Annotated in this window: 13 protein-coding genes; 12 read left to right on the top strand and 1 reads right to left on the bottom strand. The window is 58.6% G+C overall.

Translation table 11 applies throughout. From position 1 onward, the window contains the following. The first annotated feature begins 18 nt into the window (after nt 1-18). The 6 genes from A6R74_RS14575 (at nt 19) to A6R74_RS14550 (ending at nt 7556) form a co-directional block, all read left to right on the top strand. Entirely contained in the window at nt 19-1275 is a 1257-nt protein-coding gene (locus tag A6R74_RS14575) for an aldose epimerase family protein (RefSeq protein WP_064235206.1), read from the top strand. Between the two features lie 72 nt (nt 1276-1347). Next, nucleotides 1348-2343 carry an arabinose ABC transporter substrate-binding protein gene (locus A6R74_RS14570; RefSeq protein WP_064235205.1) on the top strand — a complete coding sequence of 332 codons (996 nt, stop codon included), beginning with the start codon at nt 1348-1350 and terminating at the stop codon, nt 2341-2343. Between the two features lie 42 nt (nt 2344-2385). Beyond that, the gene (gene araG, locus A6R74_RS14565) at nt 2386-3879 is read left to right on the top strand and encodes an L-arabinose ABC transporter ATP-binding protein AraG (protein ID WP_064235204.1); all 1494 of its coding nucleotides are present in this window, start codon (nt 2386-2388) and stop codon (nt 3877-3879) included. 62 nt (nt 3880-3941) lie between these two features. After that, a complete protein-coding gene (gene araH / locus A6R74_RS14560) occupies nt 3942-4949 on the top strand; it encodes an L-arabinose ABC transporter permease AraH (protein WP_040480005.1) in 1008 nt (335 codons plus the stop codon). A 64-nt stretch (nt 4950-5013) separates the two neighbouring features. After that, entirely contained in the window at nt 5014-6759 is a 1746-nt protein-coding gene (locus A6R74_RS14555; RefSeq protein WP_064235203.1) for an IlvD/Edd family dehydratase, read from the top strand. 20 nt (nt 6760-6779) lie between these two features. Next, complete coding sequence (locus A6R74_RS14550) at nt 6780-7556, top strand: SDR family oxidoreductase (protein ID WP_064235202.1); 777 nt, start codon at nt 6780-6782, stop codon at nt 7554-7556. Nucleotides 7557-7617: 61 nt separating this feature from the next. Here A6R74_RS14550 and A6R74_RS14545 read toward each other — a convergent pair whose 3' ends face one another. Beyond that, nucleotides 7618-8844, bottom strand: coding sequence for an ROK family transcriptional regulator (locus A6R74_RS14545; RefSeq protein WP_064235762.1), 1227 nt, complete (start codon nt 8842-8844; stop codon nt 7618-7620). A gap of 211 nt (nt 8845-9055) precedes the next feature. Here A6R74_RS14545 and A6R74_RS14540 point away from each other — a divergent pair, with 211 nt between their 5' ends. The 6 genes from A6R74_RS14540 to A6R74_RS14515 all read left to right on the top strand — a co-directional run bounded on the left by A6R74_RS14540 (nt 9056) and on the right by A6R74_RS14515 (nt 15987). Then, entirely contained in the window at nt 9056-10567 is a 1512-nt protein-coding gene (locus A6R74_RS14540) for a sugar ABC transporter ATP-binding protein (protein ID WP_064235201.1), read from the top strand. Then, nucleotides 10560-11585 (top strand): ABC transporter permease, encoded by a 1026-nt coding sequence (locus tag A6R74_RS14535; RefSeq protein WP_240488238.1) that lies wholly within the window; start codon nt 10560-10562, stop codon nt 11583-11585. Before A6R74_RS14540 ends, A6R74_RS14535 begins: the two co-directional genes overlap by 8 nt. Before the next feature lie 80 nt (nt 11586-11665). After that, a complete protein-coding gene (locus A6R74_RS14530; protein WP_064235199.1) occupies nt 11666-12631 on the top strand; it encodes an ABC transporter substrate-binding protein in 966 nt (321 codons plus the stop codon). A 128-nt stretch (nt 12632-12759) separates the two neighbouring features. Continuing rightward, on the top strand, nt 12760-13812 hold the full coding sequence (locus tag A6R74_RS14525; RefSeq protein ID WP_064235198.1) for a sugar phosphate isomerase/epimerase family protein: 1053 nt from the start codon (nt 12760-12762) through the stop codon (nt 13810-13812). A 35-nt stretch (nt 13813-13847) separates the two neighbouring features. Beyond that, a complete protein-coding gene (locus A6R74_RS14520) occupies nt 13848-15011 on the top strand; it encodes a Gfo/Idh/MocA family protein (RefSeq protein WP_064235197.1) in 1164 nt (387 codons plus the stop codon). A 205-nt stretch (nt 15012-15216) separates the two neighbouring features. After that, nucleotides 15217-15987 (top strand): SDR family NAD(P)-dependent oxidoreductase, encoded by a 771-nt coding sequence (locus A6R74_RS14515; protein ID WP_064235196.1) that lies wholly within the window; start codon nt 15217-15219, stop codon nt 15985-15987. The last annotated feature ends 12 nt before the right edge of the window (nt 15988-15999 follow it).

Genomic DNA, 15999 nt, shown 5'->3' with positions numbered 1-15999 from the left:
TTCCATAGGAGGAAAATCATGCCACTCATCACTGCTCAGGCTAGCAATGCTCAGGTAAGCGCTCAGAGACATAGCGTTGGATCAACGCTGCTGTTCAGCGCCGGTATCGCCCTGCTAATGACTAGCGCGGCTCAAGCACAAAGCGAGACGCAAATGGAAGCTGGAAATGGCGCCGGAAATGGCGTTGAGAAATCGGTGTTTGGTCACTTGCCAGGCGGCCGCCAGGTCGATGTTTATCAATTTACCAACGCCAACGGTATCGAGCTGCGGGTGACCAACTATGGCGGCATCATCCTGTCGCTGAAAACACCCAATGTGGATGGCGAATTCGACGATATCGCGCTGGGCTTCGACTCCCTGGAAGCGTACCTTTCCGATGAGTACCGCCAGGCCAACCCCTATTTCGGTGCCCTCATCGGGCGTTACGGCAACCGCATCGCGGGCGGCCAATTCTCCCTTGATGGAGAAAGCTATTCATTAGCCACCAACGATGGCAATAATCATCTGCACGGTGGTGATCAGGGCTTCGACAAAGTGCTCTGGCAGGCTGAACCGTTCGAGAGCGAGGCAGGCATTGGCTTAGTGTTGCGCTATACCAGCGAAGATGGCGAAGAGGGCTACCCCGGTAGGTTGGAGAGCGAAGTTACCTACACGCTGACCGATGACGACGAACTGATGGTGGATTATCGAGCGGTGGCCGACAAAGCCACCCCGATCAACCTCACCCAGCACAGCTACTTCAACTTAAAAGGCGAGGGTAGCGACACCATTCTCGATCATCAGCTAATGATCAACGCCTCTGAGTTTACCCCGGTCGACGACACCCTGATCCCCACTGGCGAGCTCCGCTCGGTAGACGGTACGCCGTTTGATTTTACCCAGTTGACCCCCATCGGCGAACGCATTGAGCAGGAGAATGAACAGCTCGCCTTCGGCGGCGGCTATGACCACAACTTTGTGCTGGATCGCGATAATGCGGCAGCGGATGAGCTGGTGCTGGCTGCCAAGGTGTGGGAGCCCGAGAGCGGCCGCATGGTGGAGATCACCACCACCGAACCCGCGATCCAATTCTACTCAGGTAACTTTCTTAACGGTGACCTGACCGGTAAACAGGGCCACGCCTACGGGCATCGCTCCGGCTTTGCGCTGGAAACCCAGCACTACCCTGACTCCCCCAATCAGGAGGCATTTCCCAGCACAATCTTAGAGCCCGGCGATACTTACCGCTCACGTACGGTATACCGCTTTTCGGCCCAGCCGAATATTGATTCATAGCCGCCAATGGTTTGCCAATAAAAAGATGGAAACATCAACAAAAACAACGCTTATAATCGCAGGAGTATGACAATGAAATTGACGACAACGTTTGCCCGGTTAGCCCTCGGTAGCGCGATTATGCTGGCTTCGCTGGGATCAGTTCAGGCCCAGGAAGACGAGGTGAAGATTGGCTTTATCGTTAAAAAACCCGAGCAGGCATGGTTTATTAACGAACAGAAGGCCGCCACCGAAGTTGGCGAAGAGTTCGGCTTCGACGTGGTACGCCTGGGCGGGGAGGATGGCCAGGAGGTGCTCAGCGCGATTGATAACCTCTATGCCCAGGGCGCACAAGGGTTTGTGATCTGCCCGCCGGACGTGCGTTTGGGGCCAGCCATCATGAACCGTGCTAATCAATACGGCATGAAAGTAGTCACCGTCGACGATCAGTTTGTTAATACCAGCGGTGAGCCGATGGAAGGCGTGCCGCATTTGGGTATGTCAGGCACCAAAATTGGTCGGCAGGTGGGTGAAGCGATTACCGCCGAGATGGAAGCCCGCGGCTGGAACCCCGAAGAGGTGGCCGCGCTGCGCATCACCAATAACGAGCTTCCCACGGCGGTAGAACGTACCGATGGCGCCACCGAGGCGCTGCTTGCCGCGGGCTTCCCGGAAGCCAATATTTTCGATGCGCCCCAGCAGAATAGCGATACCGCCAGTGCCTTCTCCGCGGCCTCGCCGGTACTTTCTCAGTATGGCGATTATGAACATTGGATTATCTACGCCCTTAATGAAGAGAGTGTGCTTGGCGGGGTCAGGGCCACCGAGCAATACGGTATGGCAGCAGAAGACGTGATCGGGGTAGGCATTAACGGCTCAGGCGCTGCGTTTGCGGAGTTTTCCCGCGATAACCCCACTGGCTTTCACGGTACCGTGGCGGTGAGCTCCACCATGCATGGCCGTCAGACCGCAGAAGACCTCTACCGCTGGATTAGCGAGGATCAAGAGCCACCGGCCAATACCGAAACCTCTGGCACGTTAATGACCCGTGACAACTGGCAGGAAGTGCGTGCAGCGCTGGGTCTGTAAAGAACAGAACCGGTAACAAGCGATTAGCAGGAGTGCTCACGTATGTCTGATGCTTATCTACGTTTCGATGCGATCAGCGTTGTCTTCCCCGGCGTGCGTGCGTTGGATGGGGTGAGCTTTTCCGCTCACGCTGGGGAAGTGCATGCCCTAATGGGCGAGAACGGCGCAGGTAAATCCACCCTGCTCAAGGTGCTGAGCGGCGTTAATCGCGTGGAGGAAGGCGCGCTATGGCTCGATGGTCAGCGCCATGTGTTCAGTAATGCCAGGGAGGCGCTGCGCGAAGGGATCGCGATTATCTACCAGGAGTTAACGCTCTCACCCAATATGTCGGTGGCCGAAAACCTGCTGCTAGGTCAGCTACCGTCGCGGCGAGGCTTTATTAACCGTCGCCAGTTGAAAGAAAAAGCCATGGCGATTCTGGCCGATCTCGGTGAGGGCGACATCCATCCCTCGACCAAGGTGCGCGAGCTCTCCATCGGCCAGCAGCAGATGATTGAAATTGGTCGGGCGCTGCTGAGGGACGCCAAGGTGATCGCCTTTGATGAACCTACCAGTAGCCTTTCGATTCAGGAGACCCGCCAACTCAAGCGCATCGTTCAACGGCTGCGCGATGAAGGGCGAGTCGTGCTCTACGTGACCCATCGCATGGAGGAGGTGTTTGAGATGTGCGATGCGGTCACCATCTTCCGCGATGGCAAGCATATTCGCACCCACGAGGATATGTCGACGCTGAATAACGACCTGTTGGTGAGTGAAATGGTAGGCCGCGATATCAACGACGTATACGGCTATCGCGCTCGGGAACATGGCGAGGTGGTGTTGAACGTGGAAGGCATCGAGGGACGTGGCTTAAAGGCGCCGGTGAGTTTTTCCGTCAAGCGTGGCGAAGTATTTGGGCTGTTTGGTTTGGTGGGTGCCGGGCGCAGCGAGCTGCTGCGGCTGGTGTGCGGGGTCGAGTCGCCCAAAGCGGGCAGCGTGACGTTTAACGGTGAGTCGCGGCGTTTCAAAAGTCCCGGCGAGGCAATTCGTGCCGGGATTGCCATGTGCCCGGAAGATCGCAAATCCCAGGGGATCTTCCCGGTGGCCAGCGTCGCCGACAACCTCAATATCAGCTGTCGGCGCTTTTTCAAACGCTGGGGGCTTTTTCGTCACCCCGGCCGTGAACGGCGCAACGCCGAATCCTATATCCAGCAGCTCAGCATCAAAACACCGGGCCCGCGATCACCCATCGGCAAACTCTCAGGGGGCAATCAGCAGAAGGTGATTCTGGCCCGCTGGCTTGCCGAAGAGATTGATCTGTTCGTTATGGACGAGCCGACCCGGGGGATCGATGTGGGCGCGCGGCGGGATATTTACTCGCTGCTTTACGACCTGGCCGACCAGGGCAAAAGCGTGGTGGTGATCTCCAGCGACATTGCCGAAGTCAGCTCCATTTGCGACCGCATCGCCGTGATGCGTGACGGCGAGCTGGTGGATGTGGTGCCGCGGGAGTCGGCTACCCCGGAACGCCTGCTGGGGCTGGCGCTGCCTGCCTAATTTTTTTGCTGCGATAAGTTCTTTAGAACACGCGTTCAGGACACATGTTCAGGAAAAACATCATGACAACTAACAATGTAACCCAAGGGGATGCGCCTGCACGCCCCAAGGGGCGCCAGGGGCTTGCCAAACCGCTGCGTACCCTACTCGATACGTCGGGCATGATTGCGATTTTTTTGCTGCTGTTTATCGCCCTGGCGATATTTATTCCCGGGTTTCTGACCGGGCGCAATATGGTCGGGCTACTGCTCTCGATCACCCTGATTGGCAGTCTCGCCGCCACCATGATGCTGGTATTGGCGTTGGGCGAGGTGGATCTCTCAGTGGCCTCTACGGTGGCTTTTGCGGGTGTGGTCGCCGCGGTGGTGACCTCCAGCACGGGTAGCGTGTTTATCGGCGTAATCGGTGGGATTGTTGCCGGGGGCGCTGTAGGTGTTTTCAATGGAATAGTGATTGCCCGGTTCGGTATTAACGCGCTGATTGCGACCCTGGCGGCCATGGAGTTTGTACGCGGGTTGGCCTATATCACCTCCGGCGGCGACGCCGTGATGATTACCGTGCCGGGCTTCTTTGAGCTGGGCAGCGCCTCCTTTCTGGGCTTGACGCTGCCGGTATGGACCATGCTGGCCTGCTTTGTGATCTTTGGTGTAATCCTCAACATGACCGCTTTTGGCCGTAATGTGCTGGCCACCGGCGGTAACGCCGAAGCCGCCGCGCTGGCGGGGGTTAACGTCCGCCGCCTGAAAATTATTGTCTTCGGCCTCCAGGGCGTCGTCGCGGGTGTGGTCGGTGTATTGCTGGCATCGCGCATGGGGCTGGGTGATCCCAATACCTCCATGGGTCTGGAGCTGGCGGTTATTTCCGCCTGCGTGCTGGGCGGCGTAGCGCTTTCCGGCGGTGTCGCCACGATTACCGGTGTGGTAGTTGGTGTACTGATTATGGGCTGTGTGCAGAATGCCATGGGGCTGCTTAACGTGCCTACCTTCTATCAGTACCTGGTGCGTGGTGCGATTCTGCTGTTGGCGGTGATGTTTGACCGCTGGAAGCATACCCGCCGTCAGCGGGCCTGACGCCTAAACCGTTACCCCCTTTATTGGTTTGTTACTTCTTCCCGGTTTGTACGGAGGCTTTGTTATGTCCGATCGTCAGCGCTCATTACGCTCTGCCCAGTGGTTCGGCACCGCCGATAAGAACGGTTTTATGTACCGCAGCTGGATGAAAAACCAAGGCATCCCCGACCATGAGTTCCAGGGCAAGCCGATTATCGGTATCTGTAATACCTGGTCGGAGCTGACCCCCTGCAATGCCCACTTCCGCAAGCTGGCGGAGCACGTGAAGCAGGGCGTGCTGGAAGCGGGCGGCTACCCGGTCGAGTTTCCGGTGTTCTCCAACGGTGAATCCAACCTGCGCCCCACCGCCATGTTTACCCGCAATCTGGCGAGCATGGACGTGGAAGAAGCCATTCGTGGCAACCCGATTGATGCGGTGGTGCTGCTGGTAGGCTGCGACAAAACCACCCCAGCGCTGCTGATGGGCGCGGCGAGCTGCGATATCCCCACCATCGTGGTGACCGGCGGGCCAATGCTCAACGGCAAGCACAAGGGCAAGGATATCGGTTCCGGCACCGTTGTGTGGAAGCTCTCCGAGCAGGTCAAGGCGGGGGAAATATCCCTCCACGACTTTATGGCCGCGGAAGCTGGCATGTCCCGCTCCGCGGGTACCTGCAACACCATGGGCACCGCCTCCACCATGGCCTGTATGGCCGAATCCCTGGGCACCTCTCTGCCGCATAACGCCGCGATTCCGGCGGTGGATTCCCGCCGCTACGTACTGGCGCATCTTTCCGGCAACCGCATCGTCGAGATGGTCGACGAAGATCTGCGGCTCTCCAAAATCCTCACCAAGGAAGCCTTCGACAACGCCATCCGCACCAATGCGGCGATTGGCGGCTCTACCAACGCGGTGATTCACCTCAAGGCGATTGCCGGTCGCATCGGTGTGGATCTCACCCTGGACGACTGGAGCCGGGTCGGGCGCGGCACCCCGACGGTGGTCGACCTGCAGCCCTCCGGGCGCTTTCTTATGGAGGAGTTCTACTACGCCGGGGGATTGCCCGCGGTACTTAAGCGCTTGGGCGAAGCGGATCGCCTGCCGTTCAAAGATGCCTTAACAGTGAACGGCAAAACACTTTGGGAGAACGTTAAGGACGCACCGCTGTATAACGACGAGGTCATCCGCCCGCTGGATAGCCCGCTCACCGCGGACGGCGGTATCTGCGTGGTGCGCGGCAACCTGGCCCCCAACGGCGCGGTGCTCAAGCCCTCGGCGGCGACCGCCGAGCTGATGCAGCACCGCGGCCGCGCGGTAGTGTTCGAAGATTTTGACGACTACAAGGCGCGTATCAACGACCCGGATTTGGACGTTGAAGCCAACGACATCCTGGTCATGAAACACTGCGGCCCGCGGGGCTATCACGGCATGGCGGAAGTCGGCAATATGGGCCTGCCGCCCAAGATCCTCGCCCAGGGGATTACCGATATGGTGCGCATCTCTGATGCCCGCATGAGCGGCACTGCGTATGGCACGGTGGTGCTGCACGTGGCCCCTGAAGCCGCTGCGGGCGGCCCGTTGGCCGCGGTACGCAACGGCGACTGGATAGAGCTCGACTGCGCAAGTGGCCGACTGCACCTGGATATTAGCGATGAAGAACTCGCCTCGCGGCTAGCCGAGAGCGATCCCACCGCCGCCTCGACGCTGATCGCCAGCCAGGGCGGCTACCGTCAGCTGTATATCGAGCGCGTGCTGCAAGCCGATGAGGGCTGTGATTTTGACTTTCTGGTTGGCTGTCGAGGCGCTGATGTGCCGCGTCATTCGCACTGATTAAGTGTAAAGGAGGCGCGATGACCGCCAGACTGGCTGACAAGCATATCCTGGTGACCGGCGCCGCCACCGGTATTGGCCGTGCCATTGCCGAAGCCTGCGTTCGTGAGGGTGCCAAGGTTGCCTTGCTGGATAGAGAAGGCGATAGCGTTGAACAGCTGGCGGCACAGCTACGTGGAGAGGGTCATCAGGCGCAAGCGGTAGTGGCTGACATTGCTGACCGATATGCGGTGGAAGCCGCCGTAGCAAGGGCTCGTAAGCTCTCCGGGCCCTTAACTACCCTGATCAATAACGCCGGGATGAATGTTTTCTATGAGCCACTTGCCATGCCGGATGAGGCTTGGCAGCGTTGCCTATCGGTGGATTTGGAAGGCGCCTGGTACTGCAGCCGGGCGGTAATGCCTGATTTGCTGGAGCAGGGCGGTGGTGCCATTGTTAATATTGCCTCCACCCACAGCTTCTCAATTATTCCCGGCTGTTTTCCCTACCCGGTCGCTAAGCACGGCTTGATCGGTTTGACTCGGGCACTCGGTATCGAATATGCCTCTCGCGGCGTGCGGGTTAATGCCATCGCGCCAGGCTATATTTCCACCCCGGCGGTAGAGGCGCATTGGCAGACCTTCGATGACCCCACAGCGGCAAAGGCCCGCATCGAAGCACTGCTGCCGCCTGGTCGGTTAGGCAAACCCGAGGAAGTGGCCATGACCGCCGTCTTTCTTGCTTCAGATGAGGCGCCCTTTATCAACGCCAGCTGCATAACGATTGATGGGGGGCGCAGCGTGGTTTATCACGATTGACGATGCGATGCTTAACTGCTTGAACACCCTGCCAGGCCTCCGCTGCTATTAATCGGCTGGCCTAGGCTTCTTGGACGGTTTGGCTATTTAACAGTGTCTCGCCATCGGTAGCATTCAGCGCCATGGCGATACCGCCCATGCAGGTCATGTCGCGATCCCAGGCACAGCTTTCGATGCGGGTGGTGCCCTTCAGTTCAGCCACCAAAGCTTCATCAAGGGTGCTGTACATGGCACCCCGTATGGCGTCAAAGCCGCGCACGCCGGAGCCGGTAATCAGCACCAGGTCGGGGTTGAACAGCGCCAGCACATTGGCGATACCGACGCCCAAGGCGCGACCCGCCTCGGCGTAGATTCCCTGAGCTACCGGGTCGCCTTGTAACGCCAGCTGGGTTAGCGCTTGCATCTGCTGCTCGGAGGGGTGTGCGCTGTCGCCGGAGGGGAGCTCTAGATGGTTGGCGGCGGCGCGATAGAGTGCGTAGTCGCTGGCGTAGGCTTCGATACAACCCCGCCGCCCGCAGGCGCAAAGGGCGCCGTCGGGCTGATATTTGCTATGCCCAAACTCGGCCGCGGAGCCATTGGCGCCGAGATAAGGCACGCCGTTAATCAACACCGACATGCCGATGCCGTAGCCCAACATAATGACCACCAGATTGGGGCAGTCAGCGTAGGCGGGCTGTGCTGCGAGTACGCTGGCAATACAGTTGGCATCGTTCTCGAGCAGCACGCTGCAGTGAAATCGTTCCGCTAATCGCGCCGATATCGGTGCGTTACGAAAGCTCAACGCGGGAGACCAGATAATCGTACCGCTTTGCGACGACACCACCCCCTGCACCGCCAAACAGATCCCCGCCAGGCGTTGAAACCCCGTCAACTGTTGAGTGCAAATAGCGCTGATCTTCTCTTCCAGCAGTATTTCCAGGTCGTTGGCACTCAACGCCAAGGTGGGCACCGTATGGTGCTCGCTGTGGCGTACCTGCCCCGAAAAATCGCCCACCACCAGTTGGATCTCATTGATCGACAGCTTGATGCACACCACACAGGCGGCGTTGGGGTCGAGTTCAATCAAGGTTTTTGGTCGACCACGCCCGCTAGGACGGGGGGCTTCGGGTGGGCGTTCAGTGATCAACCCCTGCTGGAGTAACTCGGCGCTGATCGAGGTGACGGTGGCAGAGCTAATGCCATTGAGTGCCCCCAGGTCGATGCGTGCCACCGGTCCTTGGTCACGCAGAGTGCGGATTACCGCCAGGGTGTTGTCGAGGCGGCTGGTATCAGTCGACGGAAGGGCCATAGGGTCGCCGTTATAGTTCGTATTGAAAAAGGCTGTCATGCCAATTGTCTAGCGCACACATCCTGGGGCGTTAGCGCGATTGTCAAAATACGACCTAAGTTGCATATGCAAGTATTTATTTTAGCGCCTAAAGTAAATCAAGCATCATCCTAACGCAATCGATGCTGATAAGCCTCCAACACAATAACAACAGACATTATCAGGTGGCCCCATGCTGTTATCAGCGCGCAAGCTGTGCCGCTCGTTTGGCGAAAACCAAGTGCTATTCGATGTTGATCTCGACCTGCAGGCGGGGGAAGTACACGCTCTGCTGGGTGAGAACGGCGCCGGTAAATCGACCCTGGTTAAAATCCTTGCTGGGTATCTTCGTCCTACCTCTGGCGAGGTGTTACTCGACGGTAAGCAACAGCGCTACCGCTCCAGCGGCGAGGCAGAGGCCGACGGTGTGGTCATGATTCACCAGGAACTGGCGTTGGCAGAACAACTGAGTGCGGAAGAGAACATCTTCTTGGGCCGCGAACTGCGCCGTGGGCCGTTTTTGGATCGACGCGCCATGCGGGAACAAAGCCGGGCGGCGCTGGAGGAGCTTGAAACCCACGTTGACCCACGCGCAAGAGTGAAGGACTTAAGCACCTCTGACCAGCAGATGGTGGAAATTGCCAAGGCGATTACCCGCGATGTGCGCGTGCTGATCATGGATGAGCCCACCGCCACCCTGACCGAAAAAGAAGTAAAGGTACTGTTCGAGCTGATTGCCCGCCTGCGTCAGCGGGGCGTGGCGATTCTATATATCTCCCACAAGCTGCGCGAAATTGAGAAGATCGCCGACCGCGTGACGGTACTGCGCGACGGCCACTTGGTAGACAGCGGCCCAATGGCCGGGCGCAGTAAAGAGGAGCTGGCGCGGCTGATGGTGGGCCGGGAAATTCACGAGATGTATCCGCCGCGTATGCATTTGGCAGCCGATGCGCCGGTGGTGCTGGAAGCGCGGGACATGGTGGTGCCAGGCGCGGTTAAGCAGGCCAGCTTTACTCTGCGGCGTGGCGAGGTGCTTGGTTTTGGCGGGGTAGTGGGCGCCGGGCGCACTGCGCTGATCGAAGCAGTGCTGGGCTTGCGAGGTAAAAGTGCTGGCCAAGTGCTACGCAACGGCCAGCCGGTGCTGTTGAAAAATTTGCGCGATGCAGTGCACCAGCGAATTGCCTACTTAACGGAAGACCGTAAAGGCAAAGGTCTGGTGCTCAATATGGATCTGCGCTCCAACGTTACCCTGCTCAATTTACGCGCTCACTGTCACCCGCTGATTGACCGCCGCCGCGAAGAGCAAGCCTACCAGCAGGCCATTCAGCGTTTTGATATCCGCCTGCGTACGGCGGCGCGCACTGCCGCCGAGCTCTCCGGCGGCAACCAGCAGAAGCTGCTGCTTGCTAAGGTAATGTCCATCGACCCTGAAGTCGTGATTATCAACGAGCCGACCCGGGGTATCGATGTGGGTACCAAGCACCAGATCTATCACTTTATCCATGAATTAACCGAAACGGGCTGCTCGGTCATCTTGATCTCTTCAGAGATGGGCGAGCTGATTGGGCTTTCCCACCGGGTAGCGGTGATGTGCGCAGGCGTACTCACTGGGATGCTTGAAGGCGAGCAGATTAATGAGCACGAAATCATGCAGTACGCATCCGGCATTAAGGGAGTAGGGGTCGATGAGCAGCGTTATGGCTAATAACAAAACGACTAATAAAGCAGCTACCACAACCACCCAGCAAAAGGGTTTCTCCATAGACCTCAAAACCTGGGGGCCTTTCATCGCATTGCTGGTGCTGGCGCTACTGGGGGTGCTGATCAACCCGGCCTTTTTGGGGCTGGATAACCTCTCGAATATGCTCACCCGCAGCGCCTTTATCGGCATTATCGCCATCGGCGCTACCTTTGTGATTACCGCCGGTGGGTTGGATCTTTCGGTAGGGGCAATGGCGGCCTTTATCGCCGGGGTGATGATCATTCTGATGAACAGCCTTGTCGAGCAGTTTGGCGCAGGGCTGACCACCGTGCTGTTCGGCGTGGGCGCCTCACTGCTGCTCGGGCTGTGCGCTGGCTTTATCAACGGCATGGTCACCACCAAAGGCAAAATCGAAGCCTTTATTGTCACCCTGGGCACCATGGGGATTTACCGCTCTCTGGTCACTTATCTGGCCGATGGCGGCACCCTAACCCTGGATTGGGCGGTGCGCGATATCTATCGGCCGGTGTATTACGGCAGCTTCCTGGGCATCACCATTCCGGTGTGGGTATTTCTGGCGGTCGCCGTTATTGGCTACATCCTGCTCAACTACACCCGCTTCGGACGCTACTGCTTTGCCATCGGCTCCAATGAAAAAGTCGCCGAATACAGCGCCATTCATGTGGATCGTATCAAGACCATGACCTACATGCTGCAAGGCGTGTGCGTGGCCCTGGCGACGATTATTTATGTGCCCCGGCTGGGCTCTGCCTCAGGGGCTACCGGGGTGCTCTGGGAGTTGGAGGCGATTGCCGCGGTGATCATCGGCGGCACCATGCTTAAGGGCGGCCATGGGCGCATCTGGGGCACGGTGGTGGGCGCCATCATGCTCACCATGATCGGCAATATTCTCAATTTGACCGATGCCATTTCTAATTATCTCAACGGAACGGTGCAGGGGATCATCATCATTGTGGCGGTCTACTTGCAGCGCGCCTCGTGGAGGAAAACAGCGCCATAGGGGCAAAGGAGGCCAGTGCAGTAATCAACCCATACAAGCGACGGCAACATAACAAATACAAACACGAAAGGAGCATTAACATGCCAACCATCAAAACAGCAGTGGCGACTTTTGCCGCCACGGCAGCACTCACGACAGCAGTAGGGTTTTCAAGCGTCGCTGTTGCCCAGGAGTTCACTATCGGGGTTTCGATCCCCGCGGCCACCCATGGCTGGACGGGCGGGGTTAACTACCACGCCGAAGAGGCCAAAAAACGCCTTGAAGCACTCTATCCCGATATCGAAATCACCATCTCCACCGCGGGTACAGCCGGTGAGCAGGCCAATGATCTGGAAGACCTGGTATCGCTGCGCAATATCGATGCGCTGGTGGTGCTGCCGTTTGAGTCTGGCCCACTGACGGATCCAGTGCGCCGTGTGAAAGACTCGGGTGTATTTGTCACCGTGGTGGATCGGGGTCTGACAGAAGAGGGCATTCAGGATCTCTACGTGGCGGGCAACAACCATGAGTTAGGCCGCGTGTCCGGTGAGTACATTCGTGAACGCCTGGAGGGTGAAGGCGACATTGTGGTGCTGCGCGGTATTCCCACCGTGATTGACGACGAGCGGGTGCAAGGCTTCCAGGAAGCCATCGAAGGCTCCGACGTCAATATCCTCGATATGCAGCACGCCAACTGGAATCGCGACGATGGCTTTGAAGTGATGCAGGACTACCTGTCGCGCTTCGACAAGATCGACGCCGTATGGGCCCAGGATGACGACATCGCCCTCGGTGTCATCGAGGCGGTGCGCCAGGCGGATCGTGAAGATGAGCTGTTTATCGTCGGCGGCGCAGGCATGAAGGACATCATCAAGCGAGTAATGGACGGCGACGAGCTGGTGCCGGTAGACGTGTTATATCCGCCCGCCATGATCGCCACCGCCATGGATCTGACCGTACAGCACTTTGTCTCCAATGGCCCGGTGCTGGGCGAGTACATTCTGGGCTCGCCGCTGATCACCCAAGAGAACGCCGAGCAGTACTACTTCCCCGATTCGCCGTTCTGAACACGGTCTGATCGCGCTACTGATAGCGCGTGCTGATAACAAGTATTAATAAATAGGCGCGGGTAAAAACACCACTCCTTACCCGCGCCTACCCAAGCACTTTATCCAAACGATATTGAGAGAGTCCTATGAAAACAATCAAAGGGCCAGCGCTCTTTCTCGCCCAATTCGCCGGTGACGAAGCCCCTTTTAATAGCCTCGACAGCATTGCTGCCTGGGCAGCGGGGCTTGGCTATCAGGGCGTGCAGATCCCCAGTTGGGATGCGCGCATGATCGATTTAAAACGTGCCGCCGAGAGCGCCACGTATTGCGATGAGATTAAGGGCACCCTGGCCGAACACGGCTTGGCGCTCACCGAGCTCTCCACCCACCTGCAGGGCCAGTTGGTGGCGGTGCATCCCTCTTATGATGAGATGTTCGATGGTTTTGCAGTCCCAGAAGTGCGCGGTAATCCCAAGGCGCGCCAGGCCTGGGCGGTTGATCAACTAAAGCTGGCCGCCAAGGCATCGCAAAACCTCGGGCTTACTGACCACGGCACCTTTTCGGGCTCGCTGGCGTGGCCCTACGTCTACCCCTGGCCCCAGCGCCCGGCAGGATTGATCGAAACCGCTTTCGACGAACTGGCGAATCGCTGGCGCCCGATTTTGGACGCCTTTGACGAAGCGGGCGTGAATCTTTGCTACGAGATTCATCCTGGCGAAGACCTTCACGACGGCATCACCTTTGAGATGTTCCTCGAGCGGGTCGGCAATCACCCGCGCTGCCACATCCTTTACGACCCCAGCCATCTGATTCTGCAGCAGCTCGACTACCGCGGCTTTCTGGACGTCTATCGCGAGCATATTCAAATGTTCCACGTTAAAGACGCGGAGTTTAATCCCAGCCCCAAGCAGGGCGTTTACTCGGGCTATCAGTCGTGGACGGAGCGCGCGGGACGCTTCCGCTCCCTGGGCGATGGCCAAATCGACTTCAAGTCGATCTTCTCGTGGATGGCGGCTAACGACTACCACGGTTGGGCGGTGCTGGAGTGGGAGTGCTGCCTAAAGCACCCGGAAGTCGGCGCCCGAGAAGGCGCGACCTTTATCCGCGACCACATTATTGAGGTCACCGAGCGGGCATTTGATGACTTCGCCGACGGAGGCTCTGATGAGGCAGCCAATCGACGCATTCTGGGTCTTTAAGAACGGGACTCAACTAGACGACAGGACAACACGACATGAGCACTCAACACGACACCCCGCGTCGGCTCCGCCTGGGTATGGTGGGCGGCGGCCAGGGCGCGTTTATTGGCGGGGTGCACCGCATCGCCGCCCGGCTGGATGACCACTACGAGCTGGTCGCCGGGGCCTTTGCCTCTGACCCAGAACGTAGCCGGGCTGCCGCGGCGGAACTACACGTCGCCGAAGATCGCGCCTACCCCGACTACCAAACCATGGCTGAAGCGGAGCGCAAGCGATCGGATGCCATCGATGTAGTCGCCATTGTGACCCCCAATCATGTGCACTTCGATGTGGCACGCACCTTTCTTGAAGCAGGCTTTCACGTGATCTGCGATAAGCCGATGACGATCACCCTGGAAGAGGCGCAAACCCTTGCCGAACTGGTGGAACGCAGCGGGCTGTTCTTTGGCTTAACCCACAACTACTCGGGTTATTCGCTGATCCGTCAGGCGCGAGAAATGGTGGCCAACGGAGAGCTTGGAGAACTGCGCGTCGTGCAGGTTGAGTACCCGCAAGATTGGCTCTCCACCCGCCTGGAAGAGAGCGGCGTCAAGCAAGCCGAGTGGCGCACCGACCCCAAACGCAGCGGCCCGGCGGGCTGTTTGGGTGATATCGGCACCCACGCCTATCACCTGGCGCGCTATGTGACGGGGTTGGAGCTCGAATCCCTCGCTGCCGATATGCACACCTTTGTGGACGGCCGTGCGCTGGATGACAACGTGCATATGCTGCTGCGCTTCAAAGGCGGTGCACGGGGCATGCTGTGGTCGAGCCAAGTTGCACCGGGTAACGAAAACGGCCTGCAGCTACGTGTTTACGGCAGCCAGGGTGGTCTCTCTTGGCGCCAGGAATCCCCCAACCAATTGGTGCACTCACCGCTGGGCGAGCCGTCACGGATTTTAACCCGTAATGGCCCGGGTCTAGGTGAAGCTGCGATGGCCGCAGCGCGCATTCCCCCGGGGCATCCGGAAGGCTATCTCGAAGCCTTTGCCCTGCTATACCGCGATTTCGCAGTGCAAATCCGCGCCCATCAAAACGCTGGAAACGTTGATGCGCTCGCCGTGCCAACGCCGGGGGTGGCCGACGGCGTTGACGGCCTGAGGTTTATCACCCGCGCGCTGGCTTCGTCCGCTGCCGGTGGGCAGTGGGTGGATGTCTAGGAGCCTGTCCGACTTAACACTGATCTACTGCGACCCCCGGTATTTTGGCCAACTTTATTCGATCGATTTCGTTAAATAGCGCGCTATTCGCCTCAATCGATCGATAAATTTGGCTCAAAATCCGTGCTTCTCGCGACGATCGGCCAAGCCGGACAGGCTCCTAGAACACCGTTCAAACACGCAAAAGAGAGAGGTGGGAAACCTTATGAATCAGCATTCAGCGCGCTATACCAGCCTTGAGCAGCGTGTGGTCTTTATTACCGGCGGTGGCAGTGGCATTGGTGCCGCGCTTACCCGTGCCTTTCATCATCAGGGCGCGCGGGTGGTGTTTGTTGATATCAACGACGCCGCCAGCGAGGCGCTGGTCGCTGAATTGAGCGCCGAAACCGGCAAGGCGCCGCTGTATCACCACTGCGATATTCGCGATGTGGCCAGCCTGCAGCGGGTTATCGCCGAGACCGGCCAAAACGTCGGGCCTATTCATACGCTGGTCAACAACGCCGCCAGCGACGACCGACACGACTGGCGGGAGGTGGATGTGGCCTATTGGGACGAACGTATGTCGCTCAATCTGCGGCCGATGTTCTTTGCCGCCCAGGCGGCGGCTGAACAGATGATCGAGGCAGGCGGGGGATCGATTATCAATTTTGGCTCGGTCAGCGTGCAGATGGCGCTGGGTGGGTTACCCGCTTATGTCACCGCCAAAGCGGCGGCCCACGGCCTGACCCGCAGCCTGGCCCGGGAACTGGGTGAGCACAACATCCGCGTAAATACTCTGGTACCCGGTTCGGTGATGACCGAACGCCAGCTCGAAAAATGGATTAGTCCCGAGGACGAAGTCGCCATTCAACAACGCCAGTGCCTAAAAATGCGCTTGGAAGCCCAGCATATTGCCCCCGCCGTGCTGTTTTTAGCCAGCGCCGAAAGCCAGGCCATCACCGGCCAGGAGTTGGCGGTGGACGCCGGCTGGGCGTGAGTCCGCTTACTT

This window comes from Halomonas sp. ALS9 (genome assembly GCF_001651035.1).
Taxonomy (GTDB): Bacteria; Pseudomonadota; Gammaproteobacteria; order Pseudomonadales; family Halomonadaceae; genus Vreelandella.
The sequence above is the reverse complement of the archived record's forward strand: the minus strand, read 5'-3'. Positions and strand labels throughout refer to the sequence as shown.